Here is a 25,784-nt window from a genome sequence, read left to right as displayed (position 1 = left end):
CCATGCCCAAGCGCATCACGAACGTCGTCATCCTGAAGGGCGGAAAGGCCGAAATCTTTCGTTACGGCCACGACGGCAAACAGGCGTTGGAGCTCCTTGTCGGAGGGCCTGGGTACATTGACTCGAAGATTCGCGAGACGCGGGGGTGGCGAGCCTCGGAAGCCCTCGAGGACGTGAGGTCCTCCGCGTGTGTGGACTACGAGCGGAAGGAACTGGTCCTCGGCGGGGACTTTGGTCTCATCCGGACCGACCCGGAGGGCGTCTTCGTCAGTGAGTGGGCCCTCCGTACCATGCTGCTTCTCTATTGGCCGGGGTGGACGGTCCGCCATGCGGAATGCCACGCCATGGAACTGGCCTTTCTCCATGCGAGGACGCACGGACTGGAGCTCCCCTCGACCCGGCCGCCGGTGGAGGACCTGCATCATCCGGTGTCCGGAGATCTCCTCGACTCCTTGGAGGAGATCACCTTCTTTCACCTGTGGAGCGAGGAGTACAAACTCACTCCGCCACCTGCGCGTCTCTCGGCGGAGTATCGAGACGTGCTCCTCACCCGACTTGATTCCTGGAGGATTCGGGAGCGGTTCGCGAGTCGATGGGTTTTCGTGGGCGATGTCGTGGGCGCGACCGCCGCGGAGCTGGATGAGTCAAAGATGGAGCTGGCGACGCGAAACATCCTGTTCGGCTACTTCCGGAACGAGCTCAAGCTGAACGTGCCCACGACGCTGCCTGTCTTCCTGAACAACGCCGTCCAGCGGGCATACGGCTGGAAGCTCCCGGTGGAGCTCCCCCCGGAATGGAAGGACTGGCGTCGGGTTGAAGGAGACACGACATGGGTTGGAATTTCGGCGGCATCATCATCGACCACGACTTCACCCGAGACGTCAGGAAGGCCCAGGAGCCGTTCGAGGTCCTGCGGGAGGCGGGCCTGGCCGCATTGAGAGCGATTGGCGTCGGGGCGGTTGCCCACGATGAGCCCATCGACCTCGACGAGGCCACCAAGAACATGTTCTGGGACCATGCGGTGGCTGTCGTCCATGGGAAGACGCTCGTCATGGGCAAGTTCCTGGGGATGGAGCAGGAGGCCTGGGTCGACGAGTTCTCGGAGTGCTCGAAGCACGGCGCGGTGCTCGCGTATCACTTCGATGATTCGTCGGGGACGTACATGTTCTCGCTCTTCCGCGACGGAGAGCGAGTCCGGTTCCGGAGCTTCGGCAACGGGCTCTGCGACGACGAGGGAGAGCTCATCCCGGGGGAGCCGATGGAGGCGGGCGAAGAGTGGCAGGAGAGTGGGTATGACACCCAAAGCAACGTGATTGAAGCCTTCCTGGGTCAGAACTTCTTCAGCCTCTCCTTCGAGATGAAGATGGTGCACCTGGAAGTGAAGGGCTGAGCCATGCCCCGGCGCATCACGAACATCGTCCTCCTGAAGGGCGGGAAGGCCGAAATCTTCCGCTACGGCCATGACGGAAGGCAGGCGTTGGAGCTCCTCATCGGAGGGCCCGCGTACACGGACGCGGAGATTCGCGACACGCTGGGGTGGAGGCCCTCGGAGTCCCTCGAGGACGTGAGGTCGGCCGTGTGTGTCGACTTCGACAGGAAGGTGCTGGTCCTCGGCGGGGACTTTGGTTTCATCCGCGTCGACGAGACGGTGGGCTTCGTCGATGAGTGGACCTTCGACCGCATGCTGCATCCCTACTGGCCCGAGTGGACCCTCCTCTACTCGTGGGAAGAGCCCTTGGGGCTCGTCATCAACTACTTCTGGACGCACGGGCTGGTGCTCCCCGCGAGCACGGTGCCGATGGCCGCGCAGGGTCACCCCTTGTCGGCCGAGGTCCGCAAGTCATTGGACATCTTCACCATGCGCCTCGAGTGGCGTGAGGTGTACAGGCTCACTCCTCCGCCCGCTCGTCTCTCGGCGGCGCATCGAGACGTGCTCCTGACCCCTCTCGAGTCCCTTTCGCTTTCCAAGAGCGACGTCAGACGGTGCGCTGACGTCGGCTTGCTCTGTGTGGGCGATGTCGTGAGCGCGACCGCCGCGAAGCTGGATGAGGCGGGCCTTCGCCTGGATGGGCGAATGGCCCTGTTCAATCACTTCAGGTCAGAGCTCAAGCTCGACGTGCCGACGACGCTGCCCGTCTTCCTCGACAAGGCGATTCAGCGGGCTCACGGCTGGACGCTCCCGGTGGAGCTTCCCTCGGAATGGCGGGACTGGCGCCGTCAGGCGCTGGAGTGAGCGCACCTCGTGCGGAGGCGACCCCGTAGCGAAAGGGGCTACGCCTCGATGTCGAACGCGAGCGACGCCCGCTCTCCGGGCTCCACGTGCAGCAGGCCCTGACCGGTGGCGAGCGCGCCGCCCGCGGCCGTCCAGGGCTCCACGCAGACGAAGTCCTTGCCGCGCAGCGTCCACACCACCAGCAGCTTGAACTCCGGGCTCCACGACAGGTGCACCGGACGCGCGCCGGGGCCTCGCGTGAGCCGGGTGCCCGGGCCCGAGTGGTCCCTCAGGTGCAGGTCCACCTCGGGCAGCGTGAGGTCGAAGCCGGTGAAGGGGACCTCGCGCTTGTGGAAGTTGTCCCACGCGTGCGTGGCATCCGTCTCCACCGTGGCCACGGCCTTGGCCGCGTCCGGCACCCGGAAGTACGGATGGAAGCCCAGGTGCAGGGGCAGGGGCCGCGTGTCCCGGTTCTCCACGTCGAAGTCGAGCGTCAGCCGCGTACCCACCAAGGAGAAGGTGAGCTGCGCGTCGAAGTCCCACGGGAACTGGAGGCGCGTCTCTTCGCTGGAAGTGAGCCCCACCACGAGCAGAGAGTCCTCCGCCTGCCGCACGGTCCACGGCAGGCGCCGCGCGAAGCCGTGCTGCGACATCGTGAAGGACTTGCGGTCCGCCGGGTACGTGTCACCCGGCAGCGGCCCGGCGATGGGGAACAGCACGGGGATTCCACCGCGCACGTTCTTCGCCGGGTCCGCCACGGTGGCCTCGTCGAGGTAGAGCACCTCGTCGCCGTCCACCGTCATCCTCGAGACGAGGGCCCCGCGTGAAGGAATCACCTCCACGCGGCACCCACCGTCGACCAACGCATACGTGTCCAACCCGGCGATGCCGGGGAAGGCTCGGCTCATGCGAGCCTAGATACCCCCATCGTGGGGGTCGCTGTCCATGAAGGGGTACGGCACCTTCGTGGGCGGGGCGAAGTTCTCCTTCACGGTGCGAGGACTCGTCCACCGGATGAGGTTGAGCAGCGAGCCCGCCTTGTCGTTGGTGCCCGACGCACGCGAGCCACCGAAGGGCTGCTGGCCCACCACCGCGCCCGTGGGCTTGTCGTTGATGTAGATGTTGCCCGCCGCGTGGCGCAGCTCATCCATCGCCGTGTCGATGGCCTTCCGGTCCCGCCCGAAGATGGCGCCCGTCAGCGCGTACGTCGCGCTCTGGTCCACCTCGCGCAGCGTCTCCACGTACTTGGAATCCGGATACACGTGCAGGCCGACCAGCGGCGCGAAGACCTCCTCGCGCAGGATGCGGTGACGCGGGTCGTTCAACTGCACCAGCGTGGGCTTGACGAACCAGCCCTCGGAGCGGTCCGTCTCGCCGCCCGCGACGATGGACGCGTTGGAGTCCTGCTTCGCCAGGTCGATGTACGAGGAGACCTTCTTGAAGGACTTCTCGTCGATGACGGCGCCCATGAAGTTGCGGAAGTCCGTCACGTCGCCCATGCGGATGTCGCCGATGAGCGCCTGGAGCCGGGGCTTGAGCTTGGGCCACAGGGACTCGGGGACGTAGACGCGGCTGGCCGCGGAGCACTTCTGGCCCTGGTACTCGTAGCCACCGCGGACGATGGCCACCGCGAGCGCCTCCAGGTCGTCCGCCGCGGACGCATGCGCGACGATGAAGTCCTTGCCGCCCGTCTCACCCACCAGCCGGGGGTACTGCTTGTACTTGCTGATGTTCTCGCCCACCGTCTTCCACATGGTGTTGAACGTGGGCGTGGAGCCGGTGAAGTGGATGCCGCCCAGATCCGGGCTCGCCATCACCGGGTTGCCCACGGTGGGGCCGTCGCCGTTGAGCATGTTGATGACGCCGTCGGGCAGGCCCGCCTCACGCAGCAGCTCCATGAAGTACCAGGCGCTCAGGGCCGACGTGGAGGACGGCTTGAACAGCACCACGTTGCCCATGATGGCGGGCGCGGTGCAGAGGTTCATCGCGATGGAGGTGAAGTTGAACGGCGCCACCGCGAACACGAAGCCGTCCAGCGGACGGTAGTCCAGCATGTTCCACGTCTGCGCGGGGGACTCCGGCTGGATGGCGAGAATCTGCTCGGCGAAGTGGACGTTGTAGCGCAGGAAGTCGATGGCCTCGCACGCCGCATCAATCTCCGCCTGGTGGGCCGTCTTGGACTGGCCCAGCATGGTGGACGCGTTGATGATGGGGCGGTAGCGCGTGGCGAGCAGCTCCGCGGCGCGCAGGAAGATGGCCGCGCGCGAGGCGAACGGCATGCGCGCCCAGTCGTTCTTCACCGCCAGGCCCGCCTGGATGGCCTGCTGCACGTGGCTGGCGTCGGCCTCGTGGAGCGTCGCCAGGACGTGGGAGTGCCGGTGGGGCATGCGCACGGTGTCCGTCTTGCCGGAGCGCACCTGCTTGCCGCCGATGATGAGCGGGATATCAATCTGCTCGCCGCTCATGCGCTTGAGCATGGCCTGGAGTTCGCGGCGCTCGGGGGAACCCGGCGCGTAGGGCAGGATGGGCTCGTTGCGGGGAGCCGGGACGCGGGGAATGGCGTTGATCACGCTGATGGACCTCGAGTGGGGCAGGGAAAAAGGGCGCGCGAGCATAACCAACCGGCTCCTTCTGGGCAGCGCGGAAGCTCGCTGTCGTCAGCACCCGGACACCTGCGCTCAACCCCTGGAATGCACAGGTATTTCCCGCCCGCGGCGCTTGCTCCGTGGCACCTCGGGCGGGCGTGAGAAGCTGGACGCATCGCGTCCATCTCCGGGCCTCTCGCCAGGGTGCGTCGTCAGGCCTTGTTGGCGGCCTGCGCGGTGGTGGAGGACGCCGCCGACACGGGGGTATTCGCGCGCCGCAGGAGGGCGTGGATTTCGGCGATGAGCAGCGCGGGCTTCACCGGCTTGACCAGATAGGCGTCCGGTACCGGCAGGGTGGGGTCCGTGTCCGAGCGAGGCGCGAAGCCGCTGACGAAGACGATGGGCAGGTGCTGGAGCGAGGGCTCCTGGCGGCAGCGGCGGCACAGCTCGTAGCCGTCCATGCCCTCCATGTTGACGTCGGAGAGGAGCAGGTCCGGCGGCTGGCTCAGCGCCTGGGCCAGGCCCGCCTCACCGTTCGCCGCGACGGAGCAGTCGAAGTCCCCGGACAGGAGCAGGCGCAGCGTCTCGCGCATGGTCCAGGAGTTCTCGACGATGAGGACCTTGGGCTTCACGTTGCTCCAGCTCCTCCTCCCGTGGGGACGTCGCGCCGGGTTGGGCGAGCCCCTGATGGGAGCATCACCGCATGGCGCCCCTCGTACAAGGGGTCTGCCCTCACCCCCAGCCTCCCGGGGCTCCGCCCGGGACCTCCGGACACAAAGCGTCACGACGTGCGGCGTGGGGCTCACGGAGCGTGCGCGGCGCCGCGCCGTCCGCCACCTGACGCCGGTCTCCGCGTGGAAAGTCCGCGGGCTTCCACCCATGTCGCCTGCCCGACGCAACCCCGGGCGTGCCGATGCGCGGGAGCCGTGCACACGCGTATGGGGTCGCCTGTCTTGGGTGTGGTGGGCACGGATTCCCTCGTTCCAACGGAGGGTGTCCGATGCAAGGAAACGTGCTATTCCATCGACTTCTGGATTCTGACGACCTTCCGGTCCCCGCCTTCGTGAGCGACGAAGAGAAGACAACTGTCCTGGACGAGCGAAGCCGGCCTACGAGCTCCTCGTGGGGGGACCGCATCCGCACACCTGTCACGCTTTCGGGGGATGACGCGGGCGCGCGCCGTTCGTTGGAAGTGGGGATGGTGGTGACGGGGCGCTACCGGGTGGAGGGCCTCCTGGGCGAGGGCGGCATGGGCCGCATCTGGCTGGCGGAGGACCTGCACGAGCGGCGGCGCGTGGCGCTCAAGGAGATGCAGGTCCCCTCGGGCTTGTCGGCGGGAAAGTCGGAGGAATTGGTGCTGATGTTCCGGCACGAGTTCTTCGCGATGAAGAAGCTCCAGCACCCCGGCACGCTGAAGGTGTTCGACTGGGGGATGACGGAGGCGGGCAACCGCTTCATCACCATGGAGGTGGTGGACGGAAGTGACTTGAGCACGCTCGCGCGCGACGCACCGCTGGACACGCGCACGCTGTACCGGGTGCTGTTGCAGATGGCGCAGGTGCTGGCGTTCATCCACTCGCGCCTGTACGTGCACTGCGACATCAAGGCGAGCAACGTCCGCATCACCAGCACGGGCGCGGTGAAGCTGATGGACTTCGGGGTGATGCACCAGTTGGGCACCCCGAGCCCCGGCAAGCTCAAGGGCACGCTGGAGTACCTGGCGCCGGAGTGGCAGCGCGGCGCGAGCATCGACGGGCGCGCGGACCTCTATTCGCTGGGCATCATGGCGTACTACCTGGTGACGCGCCGGCTGCCCTTCAAGCGCAACACGCCCGCGGCGCTCCTGGCCGAGCACCTGACGCGTCCGCCTCCCAAGCCCTCCACGCTGGTGTCGGTGGACCCGGCGCTGGAGGAGATCATCCTGCTGTTGCTGGCGAAGGACCCTCGCGAGCGCTTCCAGGACGCGGGCGAGCTGATGGAGGCGCTTTGTCACGCCAGCGGCGAGCCCATGCCGGAGGAGCCGCTGTCGGCGCGCTCCAGCTACCTGCACGTCCCGGAGGTCGTGGGGCGCGCGGCGGAGCTGGAGGCGCTGATGAACGGCCTGGCCGAAGCGGACTGGGGTCAGTCGCGCGCGGTGCTGCTGGGGGCTCCGGCGGGCGTGGGCAAGACGCGCTTGCTCCAGGAGTTCGAGCTCCAGGCGAAGCTGGCGGAGCTGCCCTTCGGCCGAGGGCAGTGTCGCGCGGAGGGACAGGCGCCGCTGACGCCCATCGCGCAGGCGCTGCGCGCGCTGATGCCGCACACGCCCACGGACGTGATGGAGCGGCTGTCGCCTCGGCTGTCGCGGCTGATGCCGTCGTTGTCGGCGGAGACGTCGGGCGTGGCGCCGGTGCCGGGCGAGGAGAAGCTGGGGTTCTTCGGGGCGCTGGCGGAGTGGGTTCAAGTGCTGGGGCGGAGGATGACGTTCGTCCTGTGCTTCGAGGACCTGCACTGGGCGGACACGGCCTCGCTCGAGGTGCTCAACGTGCTCATCCGCGCGCTGCATGGGACGCGCGGCATGGTGGTGGGGACGTTCCGCTCGCGGGAGCTGAGCCGGCTGAGCCTGGCGTTCCAGACGGTGGACGAGAAGCTCACGCGCCGCATGGACCTGGAGCCGCTGGGCGCCGAGCACGTGGGCACGCTGGTGGGCCTGGCGCTGCCGGGGCTGGAGGTGCCGGAGGGCTTCGTCGCGAGGCTGCACGCCACCACCGGAGGCAACGCGTTCTTCGCCACCGAGTGTCTGCGCGCGCTGGTGGAGGAGGGCGCGCTGACGCGCGTGGGCGGCCGGTGGACGGCGCAGGCGGGGCTGGACACGCGGTCGCTTCCGTCGAGCATCCAGGCCGCGGTGTTGGAGCGCTTGTCGTCCGCGCCGGTGGAGCAGGTGTCGCTGCTGCGGCGGCTGGCGCCGGCGGGGCGGAGCCTGGAGCTGCCGATGGTGCGCGCGCTCGCGGGGCTCCCGGAGACGGAGCTGTTCGCGGTGCTGGACGGCATCGTCGAGCGGCAGTTCCTCCAGGAGGAGGAGGGCCGGTACGTCTTCACGCACGACACCGTGCACCAGGCGGTCTACGACAGCACGGTGGAGGATGAGCGGCGCGTGGCGCACGGGCGCGTGGCGCTGGCGCTGCAGACGCTCTACTACCAGCGCTCGGACCTGGCGCGCACGGTGGGGTGGCACTACCTGCGCTCGACGGAGCCGGAGCTGGCGATAGGTCCGCTCTTGGACGCGGGCCGCGCGGCGATGGAGTCGCAGGCGTTGCTGGAGGCGACGCTGCTGCTCAAGGAGGCGTCGACGCTGCTGGAGGCCGCGCCGGACTTCCCCGGGCGGGACAGGCTGCTGCTGCGCATCTGGGTGACGCTGGTGGAGGTGGGCTACGCGAGCGACCCGCCCAGCTCGCTCGCCTTCGCGGAGAAGCTGTTCTCGCACTGGTCCTCGACGGTGGACCTGGTGGAGGGGCGGCGGGTCGCGCTGGCGCAGCTGGACGCGGCGTGCTCGGCGCCGGAGGAGGAGCGACCCGCGCGGTTGCGGGAGCTGTTCCGCGAGCGCGAGGCGGATGCGCAGGTGTCGCCCGCGGACATCTTCTGGAAGATGGCGGAATTGCGCATCCTGCAGGGGATGGCGCTGGCGATCGTCGGCCGCACGCGGGACCTGGATGCGCTGCTCGAGCGGGTGAGGGTGGAGCAGCCGGAGGTGTCGCCGTATCGCGCGGGGACGCTCCTGGCGCCCGCGGTGCTCAGCGCGTACACGGGGCGCTCGGCGGGGGTGGTGGAGGCGCAGTTCGAGCAGCTCGCGCGGCTGCGCGGGTTGCGCGAGGTGATGGGGCGGTTGCCGCGCAGGTTGGCGTGGGCGTTGGGGATGGGCGGGTACATGATGAACATGAACCTGGCGCTGCGCGGGGAGCCGCTCGACGCGCAGGCCACGCGAGACGGCTACGTGGTGGCGGAGTCGCACGGCTTCACGGACGTGCGTGCGTTCCACCTGTTCACGGTGGTGACGCGCGCGGCGTTCACGGGGGATGGGGCGGCGTTCGTGCCCGCGTTCACGGAGAAGACGGACCTGGTGCGCCGGCTGGGCAATCCGCGGTTGATGGAGCGCAACCTGGCCATCTTCACGCCGCCCTACTACCTGGAGCGCGGAGAGCACGAGCACGTGGCCGCGGTGGTGGCGCGTGGCGAGTCGCTCGCGCGGGTGCTGCCCGAGGACCGGTGGTTGCAGTGTCACGTCCGGGCGTATCAGGCGTGCAGGGACGTGTTGTTCGAGGACGCGGCGGCGGTGCGTCAGTCCTTGCCTCGGGCACTGGCGGCGGCGCGTGAGGGTGGGCTGCGGATGGAGACGCTGCTGCGTGTCTATCAATCGCGCTTCGAGCGGGAGCAGGGGCACCTGGAGGCCGCGCGCGAGGCGGCGGAGCTGGCGCTGTCGCGAGCGACGGACCCGGTGCTGGCGAACCCGTGGGATGAAGTGCTGGCGCGTCGGGCGATGGCCGCGTTGTTCCCGGGCGACGAGGGGCTGGGGCACTTGCGCCGGGCGCTCGCGCTGGCGGAGCTGACGGGCAATGTGTTGCAGGTGGGGCACGTGAGGCTGGCGCTCGCGGAGCGCGCGGCGTCGGTGGAGGCGGCGGTCGCCGAGCTGGAGGCGGCGGAGACGGCCTTCACCGAGGCGCGGGCGTCCAATCTCCAAGCGCAAGCGGCGTCACTGCGCGGTGCGCTCCGTCGCAGCGCGGAGGCGCGGCAGAGCGCGTAGGCTGTCGTCGCCTTGCGGCCTTTCTTCCGGAGTGGGTGATGCTGGTGTGTCCCGTTCGTCTCGTGGGGTGTTTTCGTGAGCTGGGGCAGGTCAGTCCCGAGGACGAGGAACTCCCTTCGATTGTCGAGGCCAGAGGGAAGCTTCCCGTCGAGCACCGTTCGCTCGTCGCGACCTATCTCAGGTCAGCCAGCGTGTACGCGGCCGCCAGTGGCAGTGCCACGGACTGCTTCACGGGTGAGCGGCACATCGCGCTGAATGTCCAGCAGACCGACGGGACGTGGCTCTGGCCCGCGTCTTTCGCGCACTACGTCGCGCACCATGGCGTGGCCGTTCCAGAGGAGCTGCTCCAGCACATGCGGGCGCTGGAGTGGCGTTGCCCTGTCCTCTCGCGCGAGGAACTCCTCGCGCTGTGCGACAAGATGTCCGAGTTCGCGAGGGCGCTGCGCAAGAAGCAGAAGAGGAAGTAGGGCTCTGGGGTGGGGTGGTTACGGATTGTTTCAGCGGGCATGGAGCCCTCCGGATGTCTTGGCTCTGTTCTCTTCATGGACCCGCTCGTGCGTGAATCCTCCGGCTCGCAATCGAGCAGCGAGGGGAGGGTAGAGTCCGCGCATGGCACTCGCACCCCTCCGCTTCTGCTTCGACTACCTGTCTCCCTATGCCTATCTGGCGTGGACGCGGATGCCGGCACTGGCCGCGCGCCACGGCCGTGTGTTGGAGCCCGTCCCGGTGCTGCTCGCTGGAGTGCTCAACGCCACCGGAAACATCGGCCCCGCGGAGGTGCCCGCCAAGCGCGGCTACATCTTCAAGCACACCTTCCGCATCGCCCACGAGCTCGGCGTTCCCTTCGGCCCGCCTCCCTCGCATCCCTTCGTCCCGCTGCTCGCGTTGCGCGTGACGGCGGCCGTGGATGACCTCGAGGCACGGGCGCGGCTCGTGTCCACGCTCTTCGCGCAGGTCTGGGGCGGCGGCAACGGCGCGGAGACCCCCGAGCAGGTCGCCACGGCCCTCCAGGCGGCCGGGCTGGATGCGCCCTCCCTCCTCGCCGCCGCTCAGCGCCAGGACATCAAGGACCGCGTGCGCCGCAACACCGACGAAGCCATCGCGGCCGGTGCCTTCGGCGTGCCCACCGTCATCGCCGATGGCGAGCTGTTCTTCGGCCTGGATTCCCTCGGACACCTGGAGCTTTTCCTCCGGGGCGAGGACCCCCTGAAGTCCGAATTCCTGGAGCGCTGGAAGAACCTGCCCGCCACTGCATCCCGCCGTTGAACGGGGACCCTGGACGCACGGGATTCCGCTAGGGTGCCCCGCTGGCGGGGCCGCCGTCCCGCGGCCCGCCTCGCTTCCAGGTGCTCACCGAATGAACGTCCTCGCCAACCTGGGCATCGTCGTCGCGGGCCTGGTGCTCGCCATCGTCCTGCTGTCGCTCAACTTCTGGCGCGCGCTCCTCTTCCTCTTCCCCCACAGCGTCCGCGTCGAGCCCGAGGCCCCCTCGGACCAGATGGACCTGCCGCTCGAGCTGGCCACGGTCGCCGTGCAGCTCCAGGGGCTTGGCTTCGTGGCGCTCGGAAGCCACGAGGAGAAGCCGCTGCTCCAGCGTGCCACGCGCTCCTACGACTTCGCCCACCCGGGCGAGCGTGTCTTCGCCACGCTGTATCAAGCCGCGGATGGTGAGCCCCGCCTCTACCTGCTCACTCCCCTGGCACCCGAGGGCTTCGTCATCACCGCGGGCTATCGCCGCCCCGCGCTGGACCTCCCAGGTGTCTACCGCAGCGGTTCACTGTCGGACGCTTCCCCTGAGCGCCTGCTCCGCGCCCACCTGCGCCGCATGGAGGGCGTCACCCCCACGGGTGACTTCACCTGGGAAGGTCGGGTGGAGGCCGGGCGTTCGTGGTATCGCGGGCTCGGTCGGAAGGAGATACGCCGACAGAATCTGCAAGGACTGTTGTGGACGGTGATGGCGCTTGCCATCGTCGCCAGCGCCTTCCTGGGGCAGCGCGCGTCCTGAACCCCGCCGCCCCGTCACTGCGTGCGTGCACCGCGCGCCCCTTGAGAGTAGGTAGACGAGCACCATGAAGAGCGTGTCCAAGACCGAGGAAATCTTCTTTCTTTCTGGCAAGCGCACCCCGTTCGGCACCTACGGCGGCAGCCTGAAGGACCTCAGCGCCACCGACCTCGCCGTCGAGTCCGCGAAGGCCGCCTTCGCGCAGGCGAAGGTCTCCCCCGAGCTCGTCCAGCACATCGTGTACGGCAACGTCGTGCAGACCAGCGCGGACGCCATCTACCTGCCGCGCCACGTGGGCCTGCGCACCGGCGTCCCCGTCCCCGTGCCGGCCCTGGGCGTCAACCGCCTCTGCGGCTCCGGCTTCCAGGCCTTCATCACCGCCGCGGAGCTGATGCTCACGGAGCAGGCCGACTGCGTGCTCGCCGGCGGCACCGAGTCCATGAGCCAGGCGCCCCACGTCATCCGCGGCGCGCGCTGGGGCTTCCCGCTGGGCAAGGGCAACCTGGAGGACATGCTCTGGACGGCGCTGACGGACAGTTACACCGGCAACCCGATGGCGCTCACCGCCGAGCAGCTCGCGGTGGACTACTCGCTCACCCAGGACCAGGTGGACGAGTACGCCGTCCTCACCCAGAAGCGCTTCGCCGCCGCGCAGGAGGCGGGCCGCTTCCAGGATGAAATCGCGCCCGTCACGCTCAAGACGAAGAAGGGCGAGACGGTGGTCGCCAAGGACGAGCACAACCGTCCGGAGACCACCGTGGAGGGGCTGCGCAAGCTGCCCAAGGTCTTCAAGAAGGACGGCGTGGTGCACGCGGGCGCCGCCAGCGGCATCTGCGACGGCGCGGGCAGCATGGTCATGGCCACGCGCAGCTTCGTGGAGAAGCACGGCCTGAAGCCCATCGCCCGGCTGGTGAACTGGGGCGTGGCCGGGTGCGACCCCAAGGTGATGGGCATCGGGCCCGCGCCCGCCATCCGCAACCTGCTGACGCGCGCGCAGGCGAAGCTGACCGACATGGACCTGTTCGAGGTGAACGAGGCCTTCGCGCCGCAGTACCTGGCGGTGGAGAAGGAGCTGGGCCTGCCGCGCGAGCAGTCCAACGTGAACGGCGGCGCCATCGCGGTGGGCCACCCGCTGGGCGCCTCTGGCGCGCGCATCACCACGACGCTGGTCTATGAGCTCAAGCGTCGCGGTGGCCGCTATGGTATCGGATCCGCCTGTATCGGGGGCGGCCAGGGCATCGCGGTGCTCGTCGAGGCGCTCTGATGCCTGCACACGACTTCCAACCGGGACGCGAGATGAGCAACGAGGTGGACGCGAAGACGGCCCGTGAGCGGGCCAAGGCCATCGCCGAGCAGCGCCGCGCGGAGCGTCGCAACCGCAAGCGCAAGTGCGTGGTGTGCGGCGTGGAGGAGAGCGACAAGACGCCGCTCACCGCCCACCCGGAAGGCATTGGACCCGCCTGCAAGGACGAGGTCACCTGCCAGGGCCGCAGGGCCAGCATGGGCCGCTGAAGTCCACGGGGCCTCGCGCCAGGACGCGCGGGGCCCTGGCCCGCAGAGGGGGGCGGCGGGTGTCGTCTGCGAAACGGTGGGCGGGAGGCCCTGGACCCGGGGCTTGGGTGGGGGTCCAGGCCCTCCAGAAGCCGGTAAATCGGGCCCGTTTCTTGATGGCGGAATCGTCTCGGGGTAAACGTCCAGAATCTCAGCTTGAGACCGAGGGTCGGAATGGGCGTTACGAGCTTCACGGGAGTCAAGGTGTTCTCCACCACGCTCGCGCGTGACCGCGAGAACATGGGTGAGAACATCACCAAGTGGCTCAAGGAGAATCTGGTCAACATCGACGTGGTCGACAAGGTGGTGACCCAGTCCTCGGACAAGGAGTTCCACTGTCTGACCATCACGATTTTCTACCGCGCGAAGGCTTGAGTCGTCGCCAGGCGACGCATTGAGTCGGCGTGTGAGGGCGCTCTCTCCCGGGGACCGGGTGGAGCGCCCTTCGTCATTTGGGGTTGCGAAGCGGCGCGGGTTCCACCACCTTTGACCGGCTGTTGAACCCGGAGTGGAGGAAGGATGCGACCGATGCGCAGCTTCGGCGGCAGGGGCGGAGGAGGATTCGGCCTGCCCGGCCTGGAGTCCATGTCGTCCAAGCTGGCCGTGGGGTTGGTGGCGGGGTCCGTCATGTACCTGCTCCTGCGCGCCCAGGGGAGCTTCCTGCTGCTGATGCCGAGCGGTGTGTTCGGCCACCTCTTCATCTGGCAGCCCCTCACCTACGCCTTCATCGAGAGCGAGCCGCTCAGCATCATCTTCGGCGCCATGCTGCTGTGGTCCATTGGCGGCTGGCTGGAGGGGTACTGGGGCTCGAAGCGGCTGTTGATGGTGGCCGTGGGCTGCACCGCGCTGGCGGGCTACCTGCTGGGCCTGGCGGCGCTCTTCATCCCGATGCCGTACGCCTTCCAGGGCGGCTGGGTGATGTGCTCCGTGCTGTGGGTGGCCTACGGGCTGACCATGGGCAAGGGGCAGACGAACTTCTGGGGCATCCCGCTGTCGGGCAATGCCTTCGCGGCGATTGGCGCGGGCTTCGTCCTGCTGCGGGTGCTGACGGCGGGGTTCGCCAGCCAGTTGCCGCACATCGTCGCCATGCTGCTGGTGCTCGCGTACGTGCGCGGCGCGAGCCCCAAGCGGCTGTTGCTGCACTTCCAGCACTGGCGGCTGCAGCGCCAGCTGCGCGAGCGGTCCAAGCACCTGCACGTGGTGCCGAAGGACCGCCCGGACCGGGACCAGTTCCTCAACTGAGCGTCAGTGGGCCGCCTCCGGGTGGCCGTACTGCTTGAGCTTGCGGTAGAGCGTGGCCACGCCGATGTCGAGCTGCTCGGCGGTGCGCGCGCGGTTGCCCGCGTTCTGCGCCAGCACCGCGAGGATGTATTCCTTCTCCATGTCCTCCAGCCGGCGCGGGTTGCCGCTGGGGACCAGGCTGGGCGGCGCGGCGCGGACCTCCTCGGGCAGGTCCTCTCGCTCCACGCGCGTGCCTTCACACAGCGCCACGGCGCGCTCCAGGGCGTTGCCCAGCTCGCGCACGTTGCCCGGCCACGCGTAGCGCAGCAGCTGGTCCGCGGCGTCGGGGGAGAGCCCCGTCACCTTGCGGCCCAGCCGCTCGGCGGCCTCGGCGAGCAGCAGGCGGGCCAGGGGGAGGATGTCCTCGCGGCGCTCGCGCAGGGGCGGGATTCGCAGCTCGATGACGCGCAGGCGGTAGTAGAGGTCCTGGCGGAAGCGGCCCGCGCGCACCTCCTCGGCGAGGTCCCGGTTGGTGGCGGCGACGACGCGCACGTCCACCTTGCGGCTGGTGTTCTCTCCCACGCGCCGCACCTCCTTCTCCTGGAGCGCGCGCAGGAGCTTGGCCTGCATGGAGGACGGCACCTCGCCCACTTCGTCCAGGAAGAGGGTGCCGCCGTGCGCGGCCTCGAAGAGGCCCGGCCGGTCGTGGGTGGCGCCGGTGAAGGCGCCTCGCGCGTGGCCGAACAGCTCGCTCTCCAGGAGGCTCTCCGTGACGGCGGCGCAGTTGACCGCGACGAAGGCCTTGTGCGCGCGCGTGGACTCGTCGTGGATGAGGCGGGCGATGCGCTCCTTGCCCACGCCGCTCTCCCCGGTGACGAGCACCGTGGAGTCCACCTTGGCCGCGCGACGGCCCAGGTTGATGACTCGCAGCATCGCCTCCGCGCGAGCCACCATGCCCGCGGGGTCCTCCGTCACGCCCACGCGCGCGAGCGACTGGCGCTTGGCGCGCAGCTTCCGCTCGGCCTGCTTCAGCGCGTCCGTCACCTGCCCGAGCACGCCCTCCATGCACTGGGTCTCATAGAAGCGCAGCACCTCCTTGCACTCGGTGCTCCACTCCTCCGACGGGCGGCCGACGATGCGGCACGCCGCGTCCCCCATGCCCACGCAGCGCACCTCCGTGCAGTAGATTTCGCGCCCGTTGACGTAGCTCATGTAGCCGGACGCGAAGCCCGTGAGGCTCCAGCACACGGGGTGGTCCGCCTGGCCCAGGTGCAGCAGGTGCTGCTCGGCTTCGTAGGAGTCTCGCCACTGCGCCTCGGCGAAGGGCTCCGGTCCTTCCTCGGGCTTGCGCTCCACGCGCTCCACCCGCACCTGGCCCTGCAGCGTGTGCAGCCGTCCGCCCGCGCGGCGCCACTGGGACTCCTCCTTCCACGCCACCGCCGTCTTCATGGCTTCCGCCGTGCGCCAGCCGTGCGCGTAGCCCAGCCGCGTGAAGATGCCCCGCGCGGCCGTCACACCCATCAGCCCCACCAGCTCCTTGCGCAGCAGCCCCAGCGCCACCGGGTCCATGAGCAGCACCCGCTGCCCCGCGAACTGGATGAGCCCGCCCCCCGGCTCGAAACTCAGCAGCTCCTCCAGCCCCAGCTCGAATTGCCCCGCCACCGGTCGGCTCCCTTCCAAAGTGATGCCGCTCTCTATCGTTTTGAGAGTGTTTTTGCATGAACGATGGAAGGTGGTTCGTCATTTCAAGGGGTTGGCGGGTGGAGGGCGCTGGTCCTGGGGTTGCAGTAGAAGCCCGACATGGGAGACGGCTTGGACAGACGAGAGGTCCTCCAGGGAGCGGCGGCGGTGGGGGTGGCGGGCGTCCTGGGGGGAGGTTCAGGAGGCGGCCGGACGACTGCTCCGGCGCTCTTCGTGTCGCACGGCTCCCCCATGGTGGCGCTGGACGCGGATGCGTATCCGCGCGCGCTGCGCACGTTCGGGGACGGGGCAGGGGGCGCGAAGGCGGTGGTGGTGGTCTCCGCGCATTGGGAGACGCCGGGCGAGGTGCGCGTCACCTCGAGCGCCCAGCCTCCGCTCATCCATGACTTCTACGGCTTCCCGCAGGCGTTGTACCAGTTGCGGTACGGGGCGGCGGGGGCTCCCGCGCTGGCGGCGGATATCGTGTCGCGGCTGAGTGCCTCCGGCGTGAAGGCTGTCGCGGATGCGGATCGTGGCTGGGACCACGGTGCGTGGATACCGCTGCTCCACATGTTTCCGCAGGCAGCGCTCCCCGTGGTGCAGGTGTCGATGCCGTTGGATGCGAGCCCCGCGGAGGTGGCGAAGCTGGGCGAGGCGCTGCGTCCGTTGCGCGCGGAGGGCGTGCTGTTGATGGGCAGCGGCGGCATCGTCCACAACTTGCGCCGGGTGAATTTCCACCACAAGGATGCGTCCCCGGAGCCGTGGGCGCAGGCGTTCGACACGTGGGTGGCGCAGAAGCTGGAGGCGCGCGACTTCACGGGCCTGCAATCATGGTTGGATGCACCGAATGGGAGGCTCGCGCATCCGAGGGCCGAGCATTTGTTGCCGCTGTATTTCGTCCTCGGAGCCGCCCTCCCCGAAGACCGCATCACCCCCGTGTTCGAGGGCTTCCATCACGGAACCTTGTCGATGCGCAGCTTCGCGCTGCGCGCTTGAACCCCGTAGTTCCTCGAGGAGCACCCCCTTTATGAAGACGACCCTGAAGAGCGCGATTGCCCTGTTGGTGGCCCTGCCGTCCCTGGCCCTGGCCTCCACGTGGAACGTGGACCCGGCTCACTCCAGCGCGGGCTTTACGGTGAAGCACATGATGGTGTCGAACGTGAATGGCTCGTTCAACATCAAGGAAGGCACCGTCAACCTGGACGACAAGGACATCACCAAGTCCACCGTCGAGGCGACCCTGGACGCGGCGTCGGTGAGCACGGCGAACGCCAAGCGCGATGAGCACCTGCGCGCGCCGGACTTCTTCGACGTGGCGAAGTTCCCGACCATCACCTTCAAGTCGAAGAAGGTGGAGAAGGCGGGCGAGGGCAAGCTGAAGATCTCCGGCGACCTGACCATGCACGGTGTCACCAAGCCGGTGGTCCTGGACGTCACGGGCCCGTCGAAGGAGTCCAAGGACCCCTGGGGCAACACCCGCACGGGCGTGTCGGCCACCACCAAGGTGAACCGCAAGGACTTCGGCCTGACCTACAACACGGCGCTGGAGACGGGCGGCGTGGCGGTGGGTGAGGAAGTCACGGTGAACCTGGACCTGTCGCTGGTGAAGAAGGCCCCCGAGGCCGCGGCGCCGAAGAAGTAGTCGTTGCTTTCACCGCTGAATGACAGAGGGGCTCCCCACGGTGGTGGGGGCCCCTCTTGTCGTTTCAGGGTGCTGGGTGTTGGAGGCTCAGCCTTCCGTCACGGCCTGCACGCTGGCGCGGTAGATGAAGATGCGCGGCGTGTTGGTGCGCTGGTCGGCGGGGACGACGAAGAAGCCCGGGGTGCTGCTCTTGAAGTCGAGGGAGAAGCCCGCGACCTGGCGGCCGTCGTTGAAGGTGACGCGAATCTTCTGGCCTTCGGCGGGCGGGTGACGCGTGCCCGCGGGGACGACGAAGAAGATGGCCTTGAGGCGCTTGCCGGGGATGGGCTCCGCGGCGAAGCCACTCTGCTGCTCCAGGAGGATGACCTCGTCGAGCAGGTCGGCGTCGCGGATGGTGCCGCGCTTCACCTGTCCTTCGACGGTGTGGATGATGACCTTGTGCTCGCCCTCGACGAAGGAGGAGGTGCCCATGGCGGGCTCTTCCTCGAAGAGGGGCTCGTGGGTCGCGGCCGGCGGCGGGGGAGGGGGCGCGGAGGGGCGCAGCGCGGCGCTCAGGGCCGCCGCCGCGGTGGCGGTGGCGCTGCGAGGCGGCGCGGCTTCGGGCTCGGCGGCTTCTTCCACGAGCTCGATTTCAGCGAGCTCCGGCTCCGGTTCGAACTCGACGGCGACTTCCTCTGCCTCCTCCATGAGGGGCGCATGGGGCGGCGAGGTGAGGACGGGCGTCGGGGTGGGGGCGGAGTAGTCCTTCCCGGGCATGCCGAACGGGCTGCTGTCGCGGGAGACCCAAGGCTTGGTCTGGGGCGGAGGCGGTTCGGACCAGGCGACTTCCTCTTCGACCTGGATGACCTCGGCGGGGGCTTGCTCCTCGGTGGACAGCTCGAGGGTCGGCTCCACGTCGACGGACGGGCTGTTCCAGGGCTCGGTGGTGGGCGTGCTGTCGGTCGAGGCACTCCACTCGGGAGTGGCCTCGGGCTCCGGGGGGCTCCAGGTGGAGGCGGCCTCGGTGCCGGGCGCGGCCCACTCGGACTGCGCGGTGGCGGGGGCGTTCGCGGTGGCGTCCCACTCGGACTGGATGGCGTCGGCGGGGAGCTCCTCGGCGGCCCATTCAGGTTGCGCGGTGGCGGGGGCGTTCGCGGTGGAGTCCCACTCGGACTGAATGGCGTCGGCGGGGAGTTCCTCGGCGGACCACTCGGGCTGGGCGGCCTCGGTCACCGGGGCGCTTGCGGAGGACCACTCGGGTTGTGCCGCGTCGGCGGGGAGTTCCTCGGAGGACCACTCGGGCTGCGCGGTGGCGGGGGCGTTCGCGGTGGAGTCCCACTCGGACTGAACGGCGTCGACGGGGAGTTCCTCGGCGGTGGCGGACCACTCGGGCTGGGCTGTGGTGGAGGTGTTCGCGGTGGCGGACCACTCGGACTGCGCGGTGGCGGGGGCGTTCGCGGTGGAGTCCCACTCGGACTGGACCGCGTCAGCAGGGAGTTCTTCCGTTGCCGCCGACCACTCCGACTGTGCTTCGCCGGAAACGGGCGCCCCTGCGTGGGTGGCCCACTCCGGTTGGACTGCGTCGACGGGGAGTTCTTCCGTCGTGGCGGACCACTCGGGCTGAGCCGCGCCAGGTGCGGCGGCTACCGCGTTGGTGTCCCACTCAGCTTGGACTGCGTCGGCGGGAAGCTCCTCGACAGTGGCGGACCACTCCGGCTGCACAGCATCGACGGGGATCTCTTCAGCCGTCGCGGCCCATTCGGGCTGCGTCGTGACACCCGCCGCGGGAGTGCTCGCATTCGTCTCCCACTCCGCTTGGACTGCGTCGGCGGGAAGCTCTTCGGTTGCGGCGGACCACTCCGGCTGCGCGGAGGCAGGAGCGTTCTCGGTCGCGCCCCATTCGGCCTGAACGGCATCGGCAGGAAGTTCTTCGGTTGTCGCGGACCACTCCGGCTGCGCGGAGGCAGGAGCGTTCTCCGTCGCGCCCCATTCGGCCTGAACGGCATCGGCGGGAAGCTCTTCGGCGGCGGCCCACTCAGGCTGTGTGGAGGCAGGAGCGTTCTCGGTCGCGCCCCATTCGACCTGAACGGCATCAGCGGGAAGCTCTTCGGCGGCGGACCACTCAGGCTGCGCGGAGGCAGGAGCGTTCTCGGTCGCGCCCCATTCGGCCTGAACGGCATCGGCGGGAAGCTCTTCGGTTCCGGCGGCCCATTCGGGCTGAGCAGAGACAGGAGCGTTCTCCGTCGCACTCCAGTCCGACTGAACGGCGTCGGCGGGAAGTTCGTCGGCTGTCGCGGACCACTCAGGCTGAGCGGAGACAGGAGCGTTCTCCGTCGCACTCCATTCCGACTGAACGGCATCGGCGGGAAGTTCTTCGGCTGTCGCGGACCACTCAGGCTGCGCGGAGGCAGGAGCGTTCTCGGTCGCGCCCCATTCGGCCTGAACGGCATCAGCGGGAAGCTCTTCGGCGGCGGCCCACTCAGGCTGTGCTGTGGCAGGAGCGTTCTCGGTCGCGCTCCATTCGGCATGAACGGCATCGGCGGGAAGTTCTTCGGCTGTCGCGGACCACTCAGGCTGCGCGGAGGCAGGAGCGTTCTCGGTCGCGCCCCATTCCGCCTGAACGGCATCGGCGGGGAGCTCTTCGGTTCCGGCGGCCCATTCGGGCTGAGCGGAGACAGGAGCGTTCTCCGTCGCACTCCATTCCGACTGAACGGCGTCGGCGGGAAGTTCTTCGGCTGTCGCGGACCACTCAGGCTGCGCGGAAGCAGGAGCGTTCTCGGTCGCGCCCCATTCAGCCTGAACCGCATCGGCGGGGAGCTCCTCGGTTGCGGCGGACCACTCGGGCTGAGCGGACGCGGGCGCGTTCTCGGTCGCACTCCATTCGGCCTGAACGGCATCAGCGGGAAGCTCTTCGGCTCCGGCGGACCATTCAGGCTGAGCGGACGTGGGCGCGTTCTCGGTCGCGCCCCATTCGGCCTGAACAGCATCGGCGGGAAGCTCATCGGCGGCGGCCCACTCAGGCTGTGCGGTGGACGCGGACTCGTTCGCCGTGCTGCTCCATTCAGCTTGGACCGCATCAGCGGGAAGCTCTTCGGCCGTGGAGGACCACTCACTCTGGACCCCCGCGGCCGGGACTTCTTCGGCCGAGGCGTTCCATTCGGGCTGAGCGGAGCCGACCTCAGGCTCGTTCGCGTTGGCTGCCCACTCAGACTGAATGGCGTCGGCCGGAAGCTCTTCGACCGTCGCGGACCACTCGGGCTGTGCCGCACCAGTTACGGGCGTGCTGGTCTCGGGGGCCCACTCTGCCTGAACGGCGTCGGCGGGAATTTCCTCGGCAGCAGCCGCCCACTCGGGCTGCGCAGCACTGGTTACGGACGTGCTGGTCTCGGGGGCCCACTCTGCCTGAACGGCGTCAGCGGGAAGCTCCTCGGCTGCGGCCTCCCATTCAGACTGCGTGGTGTCGGCTGCGGGAGCACCTTCAGTGGTTGCCCACTCCGCTTGCACGGCATCGGCGGGAAGCTCCTCGGTGCCGGTCGACCACTCAGGCTGCGCGGCGCCCACAACAGGAGCGCCTTCCGTGGATGCCCACTCGGCCTGAACGGCGTCAGCGGGAAGCTCTTCGCCGGACGCGGACCATTCGGGCTGCGTGTTGTCTGACGCGGGCGTGTCTGCGGTGGCAGACCACTCCGATTGAACGGCGTCAGCGGGAAGCTCCTCGGCCGTGGCGGACCACTCCGGCTGCGCAGCTGTGGTCGCAGGGTCGTTCGCCGAAGCGGACCACTCCGATTGAACGGCGTCAGCGGGAAGCTCTTCGGCAGTTGCGGCCCATTCGGGCTGGGCCTCACCAGAGACCGGCGCGGCTTCGTTGGGTGCCCACTCCGCCTGAATCGCATCAGCGGGGAGTTCCTCGGCGGCGACAGCCGACTCAGGGACGGACTCGCTCTCCGTGGCGGACCACTCCGCCTGAACCGCGTCAGCCGGAAGCTCTTCGCTCGTTGCAGCCCACTCCGCCTGAACCGCGTCAGCCGGAAGCTCCTCTGCCGTAGCGGACCACTCAGGCTGCGCCGCAGTGGCGTCGCCAGCCGTCGCAGCCCACTCCGCCTGAACCGCATCGGCGGGGAGTTCCTCGGTGGTGGCAGTCCACTCAGCCTGCGCCGCAGTGGCCTCACTTGCCGACGCGGCCCACTCCACCTGAGCCGAGCCCTCGGGGGCCGACTCACTCGTGGACGATGCCCACTCGGGCTGTCCTTCCTCGACCACCGCTTCGCTCGCGTCGAGGGCAACGACACCCTCCACCGCATTGCTCTCCGGCGCGGCCTCGCTGGACGCGGAAGCCCACTCGGGCTGGAGCTCGATGACGTCGGAACCTGCCTGCGCGGTGCTCTCGCTCCACTCCGACGCTCCCGCCGTGGACGCATCCGCCGTAGCGGCCCACTCGGGTTGCAGCTCGATGGCCGCCGCATCCTCGGTCGCGTACTGCTCCGTGACGATTCCCGCGCTGCTCGCGAGCGGCTCCAGCTCACTCGACTGCGCGCTCCAATCACCTTCACCGGAGCCCTCGGGAGGCAGCTCCATTCCTCGGTCATTCGAGCCCGCGAACTGCTCGGACCCGAGGAAGTCACCCGCCGCCGCGAGGGGCACCGCATCCTCGGGGCTGCCACTCAGGTCGAACGTCTCGGACGGAGTCGACCCCTGCTCACCGGACCGCGCCCCAACCTCCGGGAGGACCGCCGCATCGGTGTCGACCTCGACGGTATCGGCCTGGAGATCCGGCCCCACGCGCACCGAACGAATCTCCAGCGACGGCACCGTCGTGGAATCGAACGGCGACGTCTCCGAGGACAGCGTCTCTTCCGCCCCCAGCTCCGCCACGTCGAAAGTCGGCGCCTCGCCCGCGGCCACCGGCTCGGCGCTCAGGTGCTCCTCGGGCGCGGACTCCGTATCCAGCACCGACGCGGAAGGCTCCGGAGTGAACTCCGTCTCCATCGACGCGGTCCACGCGTCGGCCTCCAGCGGAGCCGCGTCGTGCGCCTCCAGCTCGGCCGACGCATCGACACTCGAATCCAGACCCGACGCACCCACGTCGAGGGCAATCTCCTCCACCGAGGCGTCAATCCCACCCCGCGCCGCCCCGTCCTCGGTGGCGGTGGAGGACTCAGCCGACAGCTCCTCGAGGCTCGACTCCGGAGCGACGGGCTCGAGCATGTCGGACGCATCGAGCGCGAGCTCCGCGCCACTCGACGTCACATCCCCATCCCCCGCCTCGAGCGAGGCCACATCCATGGTCCCCACGTCGATGACGTCGTTCGCGTCGGCGAGCTCCTCCACGGCGGACTCGAGCGGATCCACGGCGAGCGGCGCGGAAGCCCACGCTTCGTCCAGGGGCGCGGGCGCGCGCTCCTCGGCCAGCACCGGCTCACTGTCACCCGAGGCGTCGACCAGCTCGATCTCCGACGACGGCACCTCCAGCTCGGAGTCGGACGACGCCACCTCGAGCACGGAGTCCGAGACATCCATCGGCGCCGACTCGACCTCGAGAGAGAGGTCGGCGAAGGACGACTCGAGCGACGCCTCCGGCTCGCGAGCCACGGCCACGGGCTCCGCCTGTGCATCCAGCTCCCCGAAGTCCTCCTCCGGGGCCGCCGCCATCTCCAGCTCCGCGGACACCGTGTCGAACGAAGGGGCGTCGAGCCCCCCCACGTCACCTTCCGCACCCGAATCCTCGAGCACATCCGCGAACGAAGCGGACGTCGACGTGGCCGACGCGGGAGCGATGGGGACGGGCGTGGGGCTGGGGGGCATCCACGGCGCGGGCTCGCTCAGCGCGGGGATGTCGATGTCATCCGTGCTGAGGGCCAGGTTCTCCGGCTCCGCGGACGGGTGCGGAGCGTAGGCGGCGGGGTCCTGGGGCGCCTGCTCGTAGCCCGCGTGGTACGCCTCCTGTCCCTCGACGCCCTGGGCATCCTGGGTCGCGGCAGGCCAGCCCTCGGCGTAACCCGGGTTGGGGTCATAGCCCTGCTGCGGCGCATAGGCCTGGTTCGGGTCGTAGCCCGGGTAACCCGCGTTGGGGTCATAGCCCTGCTGCTGGGCGTAGGCCTGGTTCGGGTCGTAGCCCGGGTAGCCCGCGTTGGGGTCATAGCCCTGCTGCTGCGCATAGGCCTGGTTCGGGTCGTAACCCGGCTGCGTGTAGGCGGCCTGGTTGGGATCGTACCCCTGCTGCGCGTAGGCCTGATTCGGGTCGTAGCCGGCGGGGTAGGCGTACCACTGGCCATCCGCGCCGTAGTAGCCCTGGGGCTGCTGGGCGTAGGCCGGGTCGGCGGGGTAGGCGTACCACTGGCCATCCGCGCCGTAGTAGCCCTGGGGCTGCTGGGCGTAGCCGGCGGGGTAGGCGTACCACTGGCCGTCGGCGGCGTAGTAGCCCTGGGGCGCCGCCTCCTGCTGCCAGGCGGCGGCCTCGGGCGCGGGGGTGTCCTGGACGCCCAGGTGCGCGCGCAGCTCGCCCCAGCGTGCCTCCTCGATGGGAGACAGGCTTCCCAGTTTTCGCTTCTCGTCGAGGAAGCGAAATTCTCTCATGGCTGCGCGCGTGTCCGACATCCGTCACCTTGCTGCGGACGGCGGACTGCCCGTTTACCGTCGCAGCGCAAATGGAGGGGGCTGCGAGTGTAGGGGACTCCCGGGGAGGGGTAAACCAAATGGACCGCGCTTGCCCGGCAGCTACCTCTTCTCGATGGAACGTTCGACCTCGGTATCGAGCTCTTCCAGGGTCATTCCGTAGTGGGTCTTGAGCGCCTCGTCAAAGCCGGACCCGTGCTGGCACACCGCGCGCAGAAGGGTCATCAGGCGGTGGGCCCCCTCTCGGCGCATCATTTCTTTGACCGCGAGTCCGGACGCCGCGTAGGCCATGTGGGGGGAGGCGGTGTTCACCGGGGCGACCCAGGTCATGTCCCGCAGCTTGGGGAGCTTCCCGGACGCGGCCAGCACGGCGCGCATCTCGTTCGCCAGCCGCAGGTTGGGGCCCGGCACATCCAGGTACTTCCACTCCACGAACATGGCCAGCCCCTCGTTGAACCAGACGGGCAGCTTGTCCATGTCCTGGTCGTTGCCCCCGCAGAAGTCGGCGACGGCGGCGTGGATGTACTCGTGGACGAGCGTCGCCCGGGTCTCCCGCGTCAGCTCCGCCGCGTCGTTGATGCGGATGGCGTTCTCCGTGTACTTGCCGGCGATGAACCGGGCCGCCCGCTGGCCGAACGTCGCTCCGAACTCACGGGCCGTGTAGAGCACGACGGCGACGGGAGACTCCCGCGTCTCCCCGAGCACCTGGCGGGTGAAGTGGTAGGCGTCGTTGAGGATGTCGACGACCTTGCCCTCGTAGTCGGCGCGCTGGCTGAAGTCGCGCTGGTTGTCGAAGTAGCTGATGACGAACCGGTTGTTGGCCCGCACACGCATGCCGGAGGAGTCCACGCGGGACTCGAAGCCGACGTCGGGAGCGCGGACGCTCATCCCTGGCCGCGTCCCGAGCGACACGACGGAGGTCTCATCCCCGCCGCCCCGGTTCGCCGCCTGCGGGGAGCCTCCGCCCAGTCGGCGGGAGATGCGCGTGGCCTCTGAACGTGCGGCGTCCTCCTGCAGCGTCTGCTGCCGGGCCTGCTTGAGCAGCCGCTTCGCCTCGGCCGCTTCGCGCGAGCGCGGGGGCACCTTCTCCAGCGCGGCCTGCGCGCCCACCGAGTCCTGCTCCTCCAGCAGCAGCTTGCCCAGCTCCAGTGGGAAGCCGCCGTCCTTGGGGTAGCGGGTGACGCCCTTGAGCAGGGCGGCCTCGGCCGCGGCGCGCTGCTCCGTCTTGCGCGCGGCGCTCGCCAGGCAGCGCAGCGCGGGCGCGGATTCCTCGTAGACGATGGCGCGCTCGCCCATGGAGTACGCCATGACGGCGTCGTCCTTCAGCATCGCCTGACAGCCCTTCGCCAGCGCGCCGGACACCGTGGCCCGCTGCTCCTCGGGGACCGCCTTCTCGTCGCCGGACCCGAACGCCAGGTACAGCTCCTCCCAGGCCTTCTGTCCGGAGAGATCCTTGGCCTTCTGGGCCGGAGTGGCGGGGGCGGCGGCGAGCAGCAGTGCGGCGAGCAGGGAATGCATGGCCCTCA

At 69.2% G+C, this 25,784-nt stretch carries 19 protein-coding genes; 13 read left to right on the top strand and 6 right to left on the bottom strand.

Features of this window, described 5'->3' with window-relative positions; genetic code table 11:
- Positions 1-2 precede the first annotated feature (2 nt).
- The 3 genes from MYSTI_RS32325 to MYSTI_RS32315 are packed head-to-tail and all read left to right on the top strand — an operon-like array spanning position 3 to position 2,233.
- Positions 3-938 carry a hypothetical protein gene (locus MYSTI_RS32325; RefSeq protein WP_015352034.1) on the top strand — a complete coding sequence of 312 codons (936 nt, stop codon included), beginning with the start codon at positions 3-5 and terminating at the stop codon, positions 936-938.
- Complete coding sequence (locus tag MYSTI_RS32320) at positions 830-1,390, top strand: hypothetical protein (protein ID WP_015352033.1); 561 nt, start codon at positions 830-832, stop codon at positions 1,388-1,390. The genes MYSTI_RS32325 and MYSTI_RS32320 overlap by 109 nt, the downstream gene beginning before the upstream one ends.
- A 3-nt stretch (positions 1,391-1,393) precedes the next feature.
- Positions 1,394-2,233, top strand: coding sequence for a hypothetical protein (locus MYSTI_RS32315; RefSeq protein ID WP_015352032.1), 840 nt, complete (start codon positions 1,394-1,396; stop codon positions 2,231-2,233).
- Positions 2,234-2,271: 38 nt separating this feature from the next.
- On the opposite strand, the gene MYSTI_RS32310 is transcribed toward MYSTI_RS32315, so the two are convergent.
- The 3 genes from MYSTI_RS32310 to MYSTI_RS32300 all read right to left on the bottom strand — a co-directional run bounded on the left by MYSTI_RS32310 (position 2,272) and on the right by MYSTI_RS32300 (position 5,429).
- Entirely contained in the window at positions 2,272-3,120 is an 849-nt protein-coding gene (locus MYSTI_RS32310) for an aldose epimerase family protein (protein ID WP_015352031.1), read from the bottom strand.
- 6 nt (positions 3,121-3,126) lie between these two features.
- Positions 3,127-4,782, bottom strand: coding sequence for an L-glutamate gamma-semialdehyde dehydrogenase (gene pruA, locus MYSTI_RS32305; protein ID WP_015352030.1), 1,656 nt, complete (start codon positions 4,780-4,782; stop codon positions 3,127-3,129).
- 227 nt (positions 4,783-5,009) lie between these two features.
- Positions 5,010-5,429, bottom strand: a complete 420-nt coding sequence (locus tag MYSTI_RS32300) for a response regulator transcription factor (protein WP_015352029.1) — start codon at positions 5,427-5,429, stop codon at positions 5,010-5,012.
- Between the two features lie 566 nt (positions 5,430-5,995).
- Here MYSTI_RS32300 and MYSTI_RS32295 point away from each other — a divergent pair.
- The 8 genes from MYSTI_RS32295 (at position 5,996) to MYSTI_RS32260 (ending at position 14,366) form a co-directional block, all read left to right on the top strand.
- Positions 5,996-9,571 carry a protein kinase domain-containing protein gene (locus tag MYSTI_RS32295; protein ID WP_233278027.1) on the top strand — a complete coding sequence of 1,192 codons (3,576 nt, stop codon included), beginning with the start codon at positions 5,996-5,998 and terminating at the stop codon, positions 9,569-9,571.
- Between the two features lie 38 nt (positions 9,572-9,609).
- Positions 9,610-10,038 carry a hypothetical protein gene (locus MYSTI_RS32290; protein WP_015352027.1) on the top strand — a complete coding sequence of 143 codons (429 nt, stop codon included), beginning with the start codon at positions 9,610-9,612 and terminating at the stop codon, positions 10,036-10,038.
- 142 nt (positions 10,039-10,180) lie between these two features.
- Positions 10,181-10,837 (top strand): 2-hydroxychromene-2-carboxylate isomerase, encoded by a 657-nt coding sequence (locus MYSTI_RS32285; protein WP_015352026.1) that lies wholly within the window; start codon positions 10,181-10,183, stop codon positions 10,835-10,837.
- 91 nt (positions 10,838-10,928) lie between these two features.
- On the top strand, positions 10,929-11,576 hold the full coding sequence (locus MYSTI_RS32280) for a hypothetical protein (protein ID WP_015352025.1): 648 nt from the start codon (positions 10,929-10,931) through the stop codon (positions 11,574-11,576).
- Positions 11,577-11,640: 64 nt separating this feature from the next.
- Positions 11,641-12,837, top strand: coding sequence for an acetyl-CoA C-acetyltransferase (locus tag MYSTI_RS32275; RefSeq protein WP_015352024.1), 1,197 nt, complete (start codon positions 11,641-11,643; stop codon positions 12,835-12,837).
- A gap of 32 nt (positions 12,838-12,869) precedes the next feature.
- Positions 12,870-13,085, top strand: coding sequence for a hypothetical protein (locus tag MYSTI_RS32270; RefSeq protein WP_044900806.1), 216 nt, complete (start codon positions 12,870-12,872; stop codon positions 13,083-13,085).
- 213 nt (positions 13,086-13,298) lie between these two features.
- Complete coding sequence (locus MYSTI_RS32265) at positions 13,299-13,499, top strand: hypothetical protein (protein WP_015352022.1); 201 nt, start codon at positions 13,299-13,301, stop codon at positions 13,497-13,499.
- A gap of 144 nt (positions 13,500-13,643) precedes the next feature.
- Positions 13,644-14,366 (top strand): rhomboid family protein, encoded by a 723-nt coding sequence (locus MYSTI_RS32260; protein WP_015352021.1) that lies wholly within the window; start codon positions 13,644-13,646, stop codon positions 14,364-14,366.
- A 3-nt stretch (positions 14,367-14,369) separates the two neighbouring features.
- Here the strand turns inward: MYSTI_RS32260 and MYSTI_RS32255 are convergent, their stop codons facing one another.
- Positions 14,370-16,007, bottom strand: a complete 1,638-nt coding sequence (locus MYSTI_RS32255; protein WP_015352020.1) for a sigma-54-dependent Fis family transcriptional regulator — start codon at positions 16,005-16,007, stop codon at positions 14,370-14,372.
- Positions 16,008-16,145: 138 nt separating this feature from the next.
- Here MYSTI_RS32255 and MYSTI_RS32250 point away from each other — a divergent pair, with 138 nt between their 5' ends.
- Together MYSTI_RS32250 and MYSTI_RS32245 are read left to right on the top strand one after the other, a co-directional pair.
- The gene (locus tag MYSTI_RS32250; protein WP_015352019.1) at positions 16,146-17,021 is read left to right on the top strand and encodes a dioxygenase family protein; all 876 of its coding nucleotides are present in this window, start codon (positions 16,146-16,148) and stop codon (positions 17,019-17,021) included.
- A 31-nt stretch (positions 17,022-17,052) separates the two neighbouring features.
- A complete protein-coding gene (locus tag MYSTI_RS32245; protein ID WP_015352018.1) occupies positions 17,053-17,667 on the top strand; it encodes a YceI family protein in 615 nt (204 codons plus the stop codon).
- Positions 17,668-17,754: 87 nt separating this feature from the next.
- On the opposite strand, the gene MYSTI_RS32240 is transcribed toward MYSTI_RS32245, so the two are convergent.
- Positions 17,755-24,219 (bottom strand): DUF6982 domain-containing protein, encoded by a 6,465-nt coding sequence (locus tag MYSTI_RS32240; protein WP_144370193.1) that lies wholly within the window; start codon positions 24,217-24,219, stop codon positions 17,755-17,757.
- Between the two features lie 141 nt (positions 24,220-24,360).
- Complete coding sequence (locus MYSTI_RS32235; protein WP_015352016.1) at positions 24,361-25,776, bottom strand: peptidase MA family metallohydrolase; 1,416 nt, start codon at positions 25,774-25,776, stop codon at positions 24,361-24,363.
- Positions 25,777-25,784: the final 8 nt, after the last annotated feature.

Origin of the sequence: Myxococcus stipitatus DSM 14675 (assembly GCF_000331735.1) — a bacterium.
Lineage (GTDB): Bacteria > Myxococcota > Myxococcia > Myxococcales > Myxococcaceae > Myxococcus > Myxococcus stipitatus.
Note: the sequence above shows the minus strand (reverse complement) of the source record. Positions and strands in the feature narration are given on the sequence as shown.